The sequence below is a fragment of the Bacillus sp. FSL R5-0416 genome (assembly GCF_037975425.1).
Taxonomy (GTDB): domain Bacteria; phylum Bacillota; class Bacilli; order Bacillales; family Bacillaceae; genus Bacillus; species Bacillus subtilis.
The window spans coordinates 3,739,768-3,754,443 of sequence record NZ_CP150252.1; the positions used below are offsets into that span (position 1 = coordinate 3,739,768).

Sequence of the window (14,676 nt, forward strand, 5' to 3'; positions counted from 1 at the left end):
TTTTTAGGAAAAACTTTTTAAGGCCGATGTGTTGCGATATAATAGAGAAATTGGATCTTTTTATTACGTGACTCGGTTAGGAGCGATAATCATGCTTCAGAATATGATTTCCAAAGACGATGTGCTGGCATCTGCTGAACAGTTAAAAGAACTTCTTCCTTACAATGAGGAAAATGTTCAGCTGATCAAAAAAGCCCTTATTTTATATCGGCAGGATTCAGTCTATCGTTTACAAGCAGTGAGTCCGACGGAAGTTACGGCTTACGTGCAGGATGTTGTGCCTGTGCGGGTCACATTGAACTTGTTTGTCATAGTCAAAAGCGGCTGTTCATGTCCGTCCGGAAGAATCTGCCGCCATATGCTGGCTGTGTTTTTATATGTATATGCAATGTTCGAGCGAGTGGGTACTTTTACAGAGTATTGGCTCGAGAGGGAAAAGCTTGAGGAAAGCAAAGAGCTCGTCCGCCGCCAGTTTCAGGAAAAGGTGCTGCCTAATGAAGAATCGCTTTCAAGCTGGCTTGCTTTTTTTGATTCAGAGTTTTCTCTCTGGCAGGCACGTACGCCAGAAGGCAGCCAAAACATGCAGGGCCTCTATTACGGCTACCTGTCCGCATTAAAAAAACATGCGCCGAACAAGCCGGAGCTGAAAAGCCTGTACCAGATTCATTCCGCGATTGCGGTTTGGCTTCGCATGTTCACATTGATTGAAGCGGGCAAGCTGAACCCCGAACAAGATTTTTATTCCCTCAATCCGTACGTTGAACAGCTGATGGATACAATCTACAGCTCTATTGATAAATTAAAAACGTACGCGCTGTCTTTTGCGCTTGATCCGTTTTTGGATAAAACACCGGATGTTATCCGGCATTTGCTGTTGAAAGAAGAAATTTTCCAATATGAACGCATCCGCGTCTTCGGTGAAATTTGGAGTGCGCTGCTGTCGCGGCCAAAATGGGTGGCACGCGAACAGGAGATATTGAAAAAAGAAGCAGGACGGCGTTTTTCTCCCGAATTGCAATTCGGGCGCCTGCATTTAGAATTCCTGCAAAAGAATGATGACGTTATTTTTGCGGAAGCGGATCAATTCCCGCCAGAAGCGCTCCCTTATACATTCCAATGGCTGAGTGAAATGACTGCCAAGAAGGACTGGAAACGGCTTAAAATATGGTACCAGCAAATTGAACCAATTGCGATGGGTTATACGAAGCTGGATAAGCCGTTTAAAGAGATTCGCGATGTGATCGGCGAGCTGTTCCTTCTGTTGAATGCCTATGTGAAGCAAACCAATGATCAAGCGCTGTTTGAACGCTTTGCCGCGGGCTGTCTGCCGTATACGTTCACAGAATACAGCCATCATTTATATGAAAAAAAACGCTATGCCGAGTGGATTGAAATTCATAGCCTTGTCGGCTTTTCCATCAATGAAATGGATAAAATGATGCTCAAGGAAATTGCAGCGAGCGACCCTGAGGCGCTTATACCGGCTTACCATAGAGAAGTGGCTTTTTTCATTGATCAGAAGAACCGCAGCTCGTACAAGGAAGCCGCCCGGTATTTGAAAAAATTGCGCACCCTGTACAAAAAAGCGAAAAAGCAGAAGGTGTGGGAGCGGTATATTCAGCTGCTGAGCTCGCATTACAAGCGCCTGCGTGCGCTTCAAGAAGAACTGCAGAAAGGAAAGTTGATTGATGGCGAGTCTTAAAGAAATTCTCATCCACGTCGAACAAATGGAAGATGGGTCATTTACGCTCTCAGCCTTTGATGAGAATGAGCAGCCTCTTCCCTACAACCATATGAAAAAGCATTTGTTCCAATGGCATGAATCCTCATTTTACGGAACCTTTCTAGAGGATGTCAGCTTCATCGGGACGACTGCTGTCCTGCTATCTCCATGGATGACTGTAGAGCTTCTCGGCAAAAACTCGTTCAACTCATTCAGCTCCGTGCAGCTTACAGAAGAAACGGAGCCGCTGATCGAGGCGGCATCGACCATCTATGAATTTATCGCGGACGGCGATTTTATGCCTGACTATGACGCATGGACAAACGGTGTTTTTCGCTGGAAGGACCGCGATAATATACTGGAGGGCTTTACTGCGGAATGGTTTTCCGCTGCCGTACAGGATTACATCCAGTACGACGATGACCTGCGGGAGAAATGGGAACATATCAAGGAGAAATCGCCTGCGGTTACGACATTCCGCGGCCATTTTCTTGATGAAGAGGATTTTCTGGAAGGCATTGGCTGGATTGACGACCAATCTCCATTTACTGTCGGCTTGCGCTTAAATGAACCGGACTTTGACGGAGACGAATGGAAGATCGAGATGTTTTTACGCGATAAAAAGAGCGGTGCTGTAGAATTCTTTGACGGACTGAAGAGCCTCAAAAAATCGTGGCAGGCGTACAGCGATAAAATCGCGCGTGAGCAGGACCGCTTTCACAGAACGGTTCCGTGGCTGTCGTTTGATTCCGGGACAACGCTGATCTCGGAGGAAGAAGCCTGGATCTTCCTGTCAGAAGCAAGTGAGGCGCTTGTCGATATGGGGGTAGAAATCCTCCTGCCGTCCTGGTGGCAGATTGTCAGAGACAGCAACATGATGCTGAAAGCAAAGGTGTCGTCCTCCCCGCGCGGCGAGTCATTTGTCGGCATGAATGCACTGCTTGATTTTAACTGGCGGTTTGCGACAAATGGAATTGAACTGACTGAGGCTGAATTTAATGAGCTTGTCGCCAGCAACAGGCGCCTTGTTAATATCCGCGGGCAATGGGTTAAAATCGATCCGCAGTTTATCAAACAGATGAAACGCCTGATGGAAAAAGCAGAATCAGAGGGACTCCACATGTCTGATATTCTGGCGCGTGAGCTAATGGATCAGCAGGATGGCGGACTTGAGGATTCGGATCTGATTGATACATCCGCTTTCGCCGGCATTCAGTTTGATCTGTCTAAACAGCTCAGGTCACTGATTCGAAAGCTCACTGCCGCGGAAAACCTGCCGGAGCACGAAGTCAGTCCTTCTTTCAAAGGAACGCTCCGCCCTTATCAGAAATACGGCATGAACTGGCTGCTGTTTCTGCGGGAAAGCGGTTTTGGCGCCTGTCTGGCTGACGATATGGGGCTTGGGAAAACGATTCAAATGATCGCCTATTTCCTTCACGTGAAGGAAATAGGCCGGCAAAAAACGCCTCATTTGATTATTGCGCCGACATCCGTACTTGGCAACTGGCAGCGGGAGCTTCAAACCTTTGCCCCTGATCTGTCTGTCGCGCTCCATTATGGGCCGCGCCGGCCAAAGGGTGATGATTTCGCAGCGCATTATGAAAACGCAGACGTGGTGCTCACTTCATATGGACTGTCACATGCCGATACTGAAGAGCTTTCTTCTGTGACATGGAACACGATCTGCCTTGATGAAGCGCAAAATATTAAAAACGCGCATACGAAGCAGTCACGCGCAATCAGGAAGCTGAAGGGTCTTCACCATATCGCGCTGAGCGGCACGCCGATGGAAAACCGACTGACTGAGCTGTGGTCTATTTTTGACTTCATGAATAAAGGCTACCTCGGCAGTTTGACCGGCTTCCATAAACGCTATGTGCTGCCGATCGAAAAAGACCGGGACGAAAAGAGAATCGGACAGCTTCAGCAATTAATCCGGCCATTCCTTCTCCGCCGGACGAAACGGGATGAAGAGGTCGCGCTTAATCTTCCTGAGAAGCTGGAAGAAAAAGAATTTATCCCGCTGTCAGCCGAGCAGGCATCCCTTTATGAGCAGCTCGTCAAAGACACTTTTGACCATATGACATCCCTGACCGGCATGCAGCGAAAAGCACTGATCCTCAGCATGCTTGGACGGCTTAAGCAAATATGCGATCATCCCGCGCTTTATTTAAAGGAAGAGCAAACCGAGCTGCTGGCCGGCAGATCAGTCAAGCTCGAAAAATTGCTGGAACTGATGACAGCGATCCGCGCCCAAAACGAAAGCTGCCTGATTTTCACGCAATACATTCAGATGGGGAACATGATGAAGCGGCTGCTTGAAAAAACGTTCGGGGAACCTGTGCAATTTTTAAATGGGAGTCTCTCCAAGCAAGAGCGGGATACACTCGTTGAGAAATTTCAAAGGAAAGAATATCCGACACTGATTCTTTCACTCAAAGCTGGAGGCACCGGACTTAATTTGACCGCCGCCAATCACGTCATCCATTATGACAGATGGTGGAACCCGGCGGTTGAAAATCAAGCGACTGACCGTGCATACCGCATAGGCCAGGAGCGCTTTGTCCACGTTCATAAAATGATTACGACAGGAACAATCGAAGAAAAAATTGATGTCATGCTTGAATCCAAGCAAACCCTGAACGATCAAATTATCCAAAGTGAAAACTGGATTACCGAGCTTTCCACACAGGAGCTCGAAGAACTGTTTACATTAAGCGCAACAGCGCAATAATCATGACTAAAAAAGCTGGCTCTGAAAGAGCCAGCTTTTTTCCGTTCATAGCCGTCACGCCGAATTTCCAAAAAATCCGTTACGCCGGTTATATCAACAGGATGCGCTTTTGGAGCAGCACATATACCTACAGCAAATGTTTCATCATATGTGCGACACCGTGTTCGTCATTGGTTAAGGTGACAGCATCGGCTATCGATTTGATGTCTTCCCGGGCATTGCCCATCGCTACACCTTTTCCCGCAGCCTCCAGCATCGATTTGTCATTTAAACTGTCACCTACAGCCGCGGTTTCCTCGAGCGGAATATTTAGCTGTTCCGCAAGCCTCTTCAGCGCCTGCCCCTTGGAAGCTTTTCGGGAAGAAAGCTCAAAGTTGTGCTCAGCCGAACTGACAAGCGTCAAATCTTCGGCATGCTCATATCTTTTCCAGCCTGCCTCAAGCTTTTCTTTGAAGAAAGAAAAGCCGAGAATATTATAAAAATCGATTGGCTCATCGGCTTCAAACAGCTCTTGAAAGGAGTTAATGTAAGCAAAGCCCGATTGGCTGTATTGCACCTCGGCCGCCTGCTTAAGGACAGAAAGATCCGCTTCCGGATTTGCGCTTCTGAATCTGTCCAGCTCAACATCAAGAAGTTCTCTGCCGCTTTGCGGCGTATAAATCGCTGAACCTGTGAATACCTCATAATAATAGTTTTCCGACTCAAGCCATGAGAGAATGTCATACGCCCGTTTCGTATCAATCGTTTCGTGATGATAAAGCCTGCCGTCGGGATCGTGAATGACGGCGCCGTTTGCACTGATGACCCATGTTTTGATCCCCAGCGGTTCAAAGATTGACATGACGTCAAAATGAGCGCGCCCAGTTGACACCACCACTTCAATGCCGTCCAGCTGCGCCTGCCGCAGTGCGTTTTCATTTTCCAAGCTTACCTGATGCTTGCTGTTGAGTAAGGTTCCATCTAAGTCAATCGCAATTAATTTCACGTTTGTCAGTCCTTTCCTTCATCCTGCTCTGTCACGAGAAGCTCAACGCCGTTTCGGTCAAGCAAGTCACAAAATGCCTGATTCGGCAGCCTGTCTGTAATCAAAAGGTCGATTTCATTCAGCTCCGCATACTGATAAAAACTGGTGCTGCCCAGCTTCGAATGATCTGCAAGCGCGATGACCTGCTTTGCCTGCTGTATCATTTTCCGCTTCACCATGCCATCCTCTTCATGCGCAATTGTAATGCCATGTTCGGAAATACCGACCACACCAATCAGCGCTTTATCAACATGGTAGCTTGAGAGCTTTTCAATCACAGAGGACCCGTACAGAAAGCGGTGCTCCTTTTCCAGCTTGCCTCCCAGCAGATAAATTTCAATTCCCTCTTTATCGGACAGCACATCCGCAAGATTAATCGAATTGGTGATTACCGTACAATCAACCGCATTCAAATGCTTTGCACATGCCTGAACAGTTGTAGAGGCGTCTAAAATCACCCGGTCACCATCATGAATAAGCGATGCTGCAAGCCTGCCGATCTTATTTTTTTCCTCAGACACTGTTTTCAGGCGGCCGGAATAGCTTTGAATTTTCTGATGCACAGTCGGCAAAATGGCGCCGCCTCTTGTGCGGATGATGGCATTCTGTTCCTCAAGTTTCACAAGATCTCGTCGTGCTGTATCCCTTGATACTTGCAGGAGCGTACAGATCTGCTCCGTTGTAATTCGGTTATGCTGTTTTAAAAAATCCAAAATCGCTACTAATCTTTCTTCTTGGTACACGCCCTCATTCCTTTTCTCAGCAATCATTTATAAGTAATTATAAGTTTCCATTTAATTTTATTCAATATTAATAAGTGATTTTAAGTAAAAATGCGTCGAGAGAACCAATTTTTCCTAAGTGGACAAAAAGAAAGAACCAGTCTGGTCGACTGGTCAATTTTGAGGGGATGATGCGGAGATCCGGATAATAGTGAATGGATAGATAACGGGAGGAGCAGGGGGTGTCAATCAGCAGCTTTTTCCCGGGGTTTAGGGTCCATAAAACGAACAGTGTCAGCCAACACTTCTGTTACATACACGTTAACGCCTTCCGCGTTTTCATAGCTTCTTGTCTGAATCCGTCCGCTTACGCCGACGAGAGAACCTTTTTGGCAATACAACGCCGTGTTTTCAGCTGTTTTTCTCCAAAGTGTGCAATTGACGTAATCAGCTTCGATTTCACCTGAAGCATTCTTGAAGCTGCGGTTCACCGCGAGCGTAACATGTGCAACTGCCGCACCGGCGGAAGTGTAGCGAAGATCAGGATCTTTTGTAAGACGTCCGACAAGCATGACCTGATTGAACATGCGATTCCTCCTCTCCTTGCGGTTGTATGTATTGTAAATGATGCAACAAGAAAAGAAAAACGCTTAAAAATGGCTTTCAGCCTCTGTTTTTATCTTTCGTTTTCATTTTTCCTTCAGCTAAAAACATCTTTTGCTTTTTTCCTTTGAAGAAATATGTACTTTTTAAAAAACGGAAAAAGATTTGCTTTGTCAGCCAGTTTTGCGTATTCATGCGCACATAGGAAGAGCCATCCCACGCAAACCACTGAAAGCTCAATTTTTTTTCCGGCATTGACAGCTTGATTTTATACTGCTCCATGCCATCTTGTGTTTCGTATAAAAAACTTATTCTTCCTTTTTTGTTCAGATGAACCTCAAACACTTCTTTACGGCTTAACATATATGTTACTTCCTTTTGAATCAAATGACTTTCAGAAGGAACGCCGTCAATATAAATTTCTTTTAAACGAAATTGATTCATACCACATCTCTCCGTAATCCATAGTCAGTTACAGTATAATGAAAAAATAGAAATTATTAAATGTTTCGCTCATACAAAATTCTTTAGCCCCAACATTGCAGGATTTTTTCCTCGAAAACGTTTATGTTATAATGGAAGGCAAGAAAACTTTGGAAGTAATCGGGGTGAGAAGAAATGAAAACCTTTAAACTGGTTGACCTGAATGTGGAACGAGTGGACAAGGAAGAACAATCAATTGAACAGTTTCCCCTTATTGACGGACTGATTATAAATAAAGAAGACGGTGAAAATCACTGGCTGATTGAGGCGCTTGTACAGAAAGAACATCTGTCTTTTTTTGAACAGCTTCAAAACAGCCAATCTGAAGCCAAAGTATTTGTAACGATCACGAAAAAAAGCAATCGCCCCGCCCAGCTGACAGCAGCAGTGAAAAATATCGTCAAGCTGGAAGAAAGCATTCAGGTTTTACTCTACGGACAAATGGTCACAAGAAAACAGCAGGGCACTGAAACCATTCTCGAGTCCCTTGTAAAAGAGGGCTATACAGGAACAAAACTCATTGAGGCATTTAAACAAAAGTTATAAATATGAGGGGGCATGGTTCCCCAAAACAGACACAGAACCGAAGAGCATCACAATAGACATTTAGAATAGATATGTTCTGCATGAAAAAAAGCTGCCGTTTTGAACGGCAGCTTTTCTTTTCCATATTTAATTTGTATGGCCAAAAGAATCAACCAATTCCCCTTTCACAACAAGGCGCCCTTCAGTTTTGACAGCCTTGTCACATGTGATTAACGTAATCTCCTTTTTGTTTGTCTCCTCAACTACATCTGCATCCATTTCCGATATGATGTCTTTAGATGTTACAGAATAGATATAATCCTTTTTAAAATCCGTGATGACAATTTGTGCACCTGTTTTTATGTTTTCCAGAGGTCCGAACAGGAGATTCTTTTGCTTCAAATGATGGCCCGCCAACGGATAATTTCCCTCGCCCATTTTTTGATCCGGGCGCATTGTTGCCGCCCCTATCAAAAGATTTTCATTGGTTGTGCCTTTTACGATCGGAAGCTCCAGATCAACACTTTTAATTGTTATCCGCCCGATAACCGCTTTTTGATCGTGATCAAAGCCGGCCTTTACAGCATCCATCAACTCAGGCGGCTCGATTGAATCAAATTCATATTCCGCTTCTCTCTCATTATTTTTTTTCAGCTGCTCCACAGTTAAGGCCGATTCACTCTGGCTTTTGCTAAGATAAGCTATAATTCCACCTTTGATATAAGGAGAAGAGATCAGCAGCAGTCCGAAAAGGATGAACACCGTAATGATCATTTTCTTGTACATGCAAAAAACCCTTTCTTATGCATCCTTCTAAAAACGCTCCGTGTCACTTTCACTTTTCAAAAAAGCACCTGATCGATTCTTCGATGATCAGGTGCCTTCAACTTTATCCTTTTCTTTGTTTCTTTCTTGAGGCAACAGCTAAGCCTCCGCCTGCCATAAGCAGCAGGATACCGATCATTGCTGTCAGCATGCTGTCTGTATCTCCGGTTTTTGGAAGGGTTTTGTCTGTGTTCGACTGACCATCCGAGCTGCCATCTGTACCATTGGTATTCGGATGATCTCCATCATCTTTTCCATTTCCACCCGGTGCAGGTTTATCAGGATGATCATGTTTATCAGGCGCTGGTGTTTTCACTTTTTGATTAGAAACTACGATCTCAACAGCTTTTGACTGTCCTTTTTCAATTGTGAATTCAATCGGTGTTTCGTCAAGTTTATAACCTTCGGGAGCCTTCGTTTCAATCAATTGGTAGCTTCCCGGCGCAAGGCCTTTTACAGTGAACTGCCCATTTTGATCTGTTTTCCAGAGTTCAGAAAGCTCTTTTCCATACCCGTCAGTTTTTACAGGCTTGCCGCTTTCGTCCAATAACTTGAATTCAGCGCCCTCCAAAACGGTATTTTTATCGTCTTGATCCACTTTTTTCACATTTACGTCACCTGGTGCCAATATGTTTTCCGCGGTGATTTCGACTGTTTTCGTGTCTGTGTTTGTGATCTTGAACGATATAGGAGTTTGGTCCAACTCATAATCTTTAGGCGCTTTTGTTTCAACAAACTGATATTCGCCAGCTTTAAGGCCGTGCACCGTGATTTGTCCTTTGTCATCGGTAACCAAACCGGACTTCAGCACTTTGCCGTTGGCATCTGTCAAATTGAACTCCGCACCTTGCAGAACTTTATGCTGATCATGCTGATCCACTTTGGTGAGGACAACAAGGTTCTTCGTATTAACCGCTGTTGCTTTCACTTGCTCAGGTTTGCCGCCATATTCTGCTTTAATGGTGAATGACACTGGCTTTTCGGATAAAAGATATCCATCTGGCGCCTGTTTTTCGATAAATTGATAGCTTCCCGGCGCTAACCCGTCAACTTCAATTTTGCCGCCTTCTTTTGAGACTAGATCGTCTCTCACTGTTTTCCCATTGCTGTCCGTGATTTTGAATACCGCGCCTGCCAAGCCATTTCCATCTTGATCTTCCTTCATCAGCTGAACCGATCCTTGATAGTTCACGGCGATCCCGGCATCTGCGGCTTCAGGCTTTCCTGCTGCAGATTCTGAGATGGTAAACTCTATTTTCTCCGTGTTCAGCACATAACCGGCTGGCGCTTTCGTTTCAACAAAGGCGTAACGTCCCGGCGCAAGGCCCGAAGCCTTTACTTTTCCATCTTTATCGGAAGTCAGCTCTTCTTGAACCGTATTTCCTTCCTCGTCGACAATGTTGAAAACTGCACCTTCAAGCTTCTTGCCTTCAGCATTTTCCTTCGTCAACTCAACGGAGCCTTTATGGTTAGTAGCGATCCCGGCATCTGTAGCTTCAGGCTTTCCTTCAGAGGAATCAGAGATCTCAAACTCAATTTTCTCTGTATTCAGCACATAGCCCGCTGGCGCTTTTGTTTCAACAAAAGCGTAGTGTCCCGGTGCAAGGCCTGAAGCTGCGACTTTCCCATTTTTATCTGAGGTCAGTCCTTCTTGAACCGTATTACCTTCCTTGTCGATAATCTTAAAGACGGCTCCTTCAAGCTTCTGGCCATCGGCATCTTCCTTCGTCAGCTCAACAGAGCCTTTATCGTTAACGGCGATTCCGGCATCTGCGGCTTCAGGCTTTCCTGCTGCAGATTCTGAGATGGTAAATTCTTTTTTCTTTGTATTCAGCACATAGCCGGCTGGCGCTTTTATTTCCACAAAGGCGTAGCGTCCCGGCGCAAGACCCGAAGCCTCGATTTTACCGTCTTTATCTGAAGTCAGCTTCTCTTGAACGACCTTTCCATCTTGATCGACAATGTTGAATACTGCGCCTTCAAGTTTCTGGCCTTCAGCATTCTCCTTCGTCAGTGAGACTTTTCCTTGATAGTTGGTCATTTTCCCTAAATTAACGTCAGACACTTGATTCTTTTCATTCTTTGCGACTGAGAAGTGAATCGCTTTTGTATTTACGATAAAGCCTTCAGGAGCTTGTGTTTCTGTCAAGCGATAGTAGCCCGCCGGCAAACCGTTCATTTCTACTTTTCCGTTTTTATCAGATTTTATATCTGTTCGTATGAGAGTATAGGTGCCGTCATTTGATTTTTTCTCCAGCTTGAAAACAGCACCCGCCAAAGGATTGTTTTGTTCGTCTTGTTTGATAAGCGTCACCTTGTTCTGTTGATTTATGACTTTGTGCAGCGCTCCTGTCTTGGAGGAGTTGCTGTCTATCTTAACAGAGACTCCTTTTGCATAAGCATCACTGATGGTATATCCGTCAGGCGCTTTGACTTCTTTTAATACATAGGAACCGTAGCGAATATTTCCGAATGTAAGCTTCCCGCCGGCATCCGTCGTACCAGTGCGGAGGAGCTGTTTGGAGTCCTCAGACCATAACTGGAATTCTGCTCCTTCAAGAGCTTTATCGTCCTCTCCAGTCTTAAAAATCGTCAGGCTTCCTTTTTCTCCGGATCCGGAACCGTCGCCGCTTGAAATGGCAACAAAGATCGAGCTGCTGTTTTCTTGAGTCTGCTCCTTCACATTTGTTCCTGAAATGGACACCTTATTTTTAACGTGGCCGTTCGTGCCGGCTATGTTAATCAGTGACCGGTATTTGATCACATAGGCGCGGTCAATTTGTTTATAGCTGCCTATGAATTTCAGGACAAACGATTGTTCACCTGTTGTATTGTCCGTTTTGATGTCTAACGTGTAGTCTTTGTCTTTTTGAAGCTCGACATCTCCCGCAGTCAGATTTCCACTGCTGTCTTTGACCACTCCGTTTTCATCATATTTTGCTTGATACACTTTAAAAGAATCCGCATCTAATATTTGATTTTCATCCGGCGTATCAGTAACTTTTACGTCATCCAGCGTTGATTGGCTGGAGTTGACATTGATGTTCCAATCGATATAGCTTCCATTTTGTTTACCGCCTTTGAAAACCAGACTTCCTCCGTTCGTAACTGAAACAGAGCCCGTCAGCGTGCGGTCTGCATAACCGTCATTATAGTAGGTTGCCTTGTTTGTGTACTGATTCTGATCAATGACCTGTCCTTTGAGTGATGTCTTAAACTCAATCAGATATGGTACAGAATCGCCTGTTTTAAGGTGTACCGTCAGCGTGCGTTCATTTTTTGCAGAAGGCTCTTCGACTTCATACTTGGAAGGATCAAGCGCGTCTCCTTCTGTGATGGAGCCGTTTTTATTGATCGTATAGCTCTTAACCACAACGGAACCCGGCACAAATTGCTGAGGATCTGTTATGGCATCTTTGATATAAGGGTTTTTCGTCGGCTCGCCGTTATAGTTGACGCCGATTTTCCACGTGATTTCCTTTGAAACCGCGTTATATGATCCGTTTTTGAAACCATTATTTGAAGTCTGATGATTCGGCGTAAAACCGCTTGATACCTTATTCGTGCGCTCATTGCCGTTTTGATCAGTCCATGTCGACTGAGCTGTATTCTTAACGCTTTCGTTAGAATAATCGGCATTGAACGTTGTCGTATAAGTGATCTTAAATTGACTGTCTGTTTTTGCATAATCCCCGATCAATGCCAAAGTAAAGCCTTTATGATCCGGTTTTTTTATTAACGTGTAGTCTTTGTCTTTCTGCAATGTTTTGTTGTTCGTTGTGTCTTGAAGCTTGAACGATTCATCTATCAGTACCAATCCGCCGCTTTCGAATTGATCATCCAAAGTCCAATTGTTCATCAAGTATTTATTTTTATTAACTGTAATCGTCCAATCAGCCGTCTTCTTCTCATAATCTACGTTTGAATATCCTTTGATGAGGTTTTGCTGAATGGCTATTCCGGAAGCCTCTTTTGAATCCCCTGTTCCGGTCACAACGCTGTTGGTGTATGTTGTCGATTTATCAATGATCACTCCGCTGTTGACCTTTGTTTGATATGTGATTTTGTACGCGCTGGTAATGGTTTTATTAAATTTGACTTCAAATCCGCTTCCATTATCGATCAGCGTATAGTCCTCGCCTTCCTTTAAAGGCGTTCCCGCTTGCTCACTGCCGTTCTGTCCAAAGGTAATAGGAATAACCTTCAAAGAATCTTTCACAAGATGCAAATCGCCAGTTCCAAAAGCATCTTTAATGCTGGCCTTGGATTGGTCGATCTGTTTCTCACCGTAATTGTATGAAAGAGCCCAGCTGAATGTTTGAGATTCTCCATCATAGCCGGTCGATGATTTCGCGATCATTTTTCCATATTTGGCTGCAACAGTGGCTTCGGCAGAAATGGGTTCCAGGTTGTCTCCGCTGAATGCCGCCTTGTTCGTCAGCGTTACATTTCCGCCTTCACTCGGCTTCGCACTATTGTCAATGTCGGTTTCGTATACAAGGCGGTATGCTGAATCAATTGTCCCGTCAAATGTGACATTTCCTTTTGAATCAACACTGTAGCCGGAAGAAACTTCATTTCCTCTGCTGACAGAACCATCAATGTTCACATTGAGTTCATACACTTTAACTGAACGGTAGATTACGCCATCTGGAAGGCTTTCCGTGAGTTTGGCATTTTTGACTTGATCCAACTTTTTATTGACATCGACCGTCCATGTTACTTTACCAGGGTTGATGCCTTTATCCAGCACACCTGATTTATCAATGGTTTTACTCACATTGGGTTTAAAATAAACTGTTGTTTCAGGAGTATCGGCATTCACAGGAAATGGAATCTTTTGTGTTGTCGAACCCGTTATTTTTTTCTCGTTGAACTGCGTATTGATAACCAATGTGCCTTTGACATTAGAACTGTCTTTTACCTCGCCGTTAAATGTCATTACCACATGTCCGTTCGTATCAATAGAAAATGTCCCGTATGTGGTGTCTCCGGCGCTTAAAGGCAGGTTCACAATGTCATTATGCATAATAAATTCTTTAGGCAAATCAAATTCATATTTATCGCCGGCATTGATTGTTTTTCCTAAATTGTCGGGAATGGCCCAATCAATTGAAATTTTCACCGGAGAATTCGTATTGGCGCGATTGCCCTTGTCATATGGCTTTCCGTTTTCGTCCGTCAACGTCACGCCAGTTAAAATATTTTGCGTGATTTGTTTTTCTTCAGTTTGCAAGCTTTTGAAAGCTGATTGACTTGAGGATGACACTTTTTTTGAATCATCACTCTTAGAGGCTTCGCCGCTCTTAGCGTCATCTGACGGCTGCTGTTCTTCCTCTTTTTGATCCTTGCTGACTGAAGGTGCAGGTTTGTCATCTTTCCCTTCCTGATCACCCGCAGTATCAGAAGAGTCGTTTTTTGGCTCTTCCGCCTCGGCATCTGGTGTCTCCTCTTTCTTAACAGGAATGATCACCTGCTGGGTTTTGCCTCCCCCTAGCTGAAAAAGGGCTGCTGCTGTATGTTCATCGCCTTTTACATCTGCAGTAAACTTAGCTGGCAGTGTAATGGTCCCCTTGGCATCAGGAGAATCCGTGGATGCAGTTGTTAATTTTACTGTCATGGTGCTGCTGCCCGCCGGCACTTGATAGCTGCCGATGACCTGATCAGCAGATTTGATCTCACCTTCTGCACCTTTATCAAATGTAAAGCTTTTAGGTATCTCCACATTGATATCCTGTTCGCTATCTGCTTTTTTGTCTTTTTTCAATGACCATTCATATGTCAGTTTCACTTCGTCCCCCGGTGTTAGTGCCGGTTTGTTTCCTTTTGATCCGTCAACAATCTGGCCCTTGGCGTCCTTAACTGTTACCGAATCGAAGAATTGGCTGTCACTTGACGTTACGTCCACAGCCTGTGCTGTAAGAGTATAGCTGGCGATCTGGCTGAAGAAGAAAAAGATGGCAAGGCTTATGATCATAACGATCCGCCCGCTTTTTTTCAGCCCTAAGGGAAAACTCCTCGTTCTCAACTTTTCATT

Annotated in this window: 9 protein-coding genes; 3 read left to right on the forward strand and 6 right to left on the reverse strand. The window is 44.8% G+C overall.

The genetic code is table 11. From position 1 onward, the window contains the following. The first annotated feature begins 91 nt into the window (after positions 1-91). Together NYE20_RS19755 and NYE20_RS19760 are read left to right on the forward strand one after the other, a co-directional pair. Positions 92-1,702, forward strand: coding sequence for an SWIM zinc finger family protein (locus NYE20_RS19755; RefSeq protein ID WP_064671495.1), 1,611 nt, complete (start codon positions 92-94; stop codon positions 1,700-1,702). Continuing rightward, positions 1,689-4,457: a DEAD/DEAH box helicase gene (locus NYE20_RS19760; protein WP_064671494.1), complete on the forward strand. Its 2,769-nt coding sequence runs from the start codon at positions 1,689-1,691 to the stop codon at positions 4,455-4,457. The genes NYE20_RS19755 and NYE20_RS19760 overlap by 14 nt, the downstream gene beginning before the upstream one ends. Positions 4,458-4,584: 127 nt before the next feature. On the opposite strand, the gene ywpJ is transcribed toward NYE20_RS19760, so the two are convergent. The 4 genes from ywpJ to ywpG all read right to left on the reverse strand — a co-directional run bounded on the left by ywpJ (position 4,585) and on the right by ywpG (position 7,250). After that, entirely contained in the window at positions 4,585-5,442 is an 858-nt protein-coding gene (gene ywpJ, locus NYE20_RS19765; RefSeq protein ID WP_095252517.1) for a phosphatase YwpJ, read from the reverse strand. A gap of 5 nt (positions 5,443-5,447) precedes the next feature. Continuing rightward, positions 5,448-6,224, reverse strand: a complete 777-nt coding sequence (gene glcR, locus NYE20_RS19770; protein ID WP_003244075.1) for a transcriptional regulator GlcR — start codon at positions 6,222-6,224, stop codon at positions 5,448-5,450. A 224-nt stretch (positions 6,225-6,448) separates the two neighbouring features. Further along, positions 6,449-6,790: a single-stranded DNA-binding protein SsbB gene (gene ssbB, locus NYE20_RS19775; protein WP_014478203.1), complete on the reverse strand. Its 342-nt coding sequence runs from the start codon at positions 6,788-6,790 to the stop codon at positions 6,449-6,451. Positions 6,791-6,866: 76 nt separating this feature from the next. After that, positions 6,867-7,250 carry a DynA interaction protein YwpG gene (ywpG, locus tag NYE20_RS19780; RefSeq protein WP_003227796.1) on the reverse strand — a complete coding sequence of 128 codons (384 nt, stop codon included), beginning with the start codon at positions 7,248-7,250 and terminating at the stop codon, positions 6,867-6,869. Positions 7,251-7,424: 174 nt separating this feature from the next. Here ywpG and NYE20_RS19785 point away from each other — a divergent pair, with 174 nt between their 5' ends. Continuing rightward, positions 7,425-7,835 (forward strand): YwpF-like family protein, encoded by a 411-nt coding sequence (locus NYE20_RS19785; protein WP_003227794.1) that lies wholly within the window; start codon positions 7,425-7,427, stop codon positions 7,833-7,835. Positions 7,836-7,961: 126 nt separating this feature from the next. Here the strand turns inward: NYE20_RS19785 and NYE20_RS19790 are convergent, their stop codons facing one another. Together NYE20_RS19790 and NYE20_RS19795 are read right to left on the reverse strand one after the other, a co-directional pair. Next, positions 7,962-8,600 (reverse strand): class A sortase, encoded by a 639-nt coding sequence (locus NYE20_RS19790; protein WP_032727025.1) that lies wholly within the window; start codon positions 8,598-8,600, stop codon positions 7,962-7,964. 103 nt (positions 8,601-8,703) lie between these two features. Next, entirely contained in the window at positions 8,704-14,667 is a 5,964-nt protein-coding gene (locus NYE20_RS19795) for a SpaA isopeptide-forming pilin-related protein (RefSeq protein ID WP_339183900.1), read from the reverse strand. Positions 14,668-14,676 lie beyond the last annotated feature (9 nt).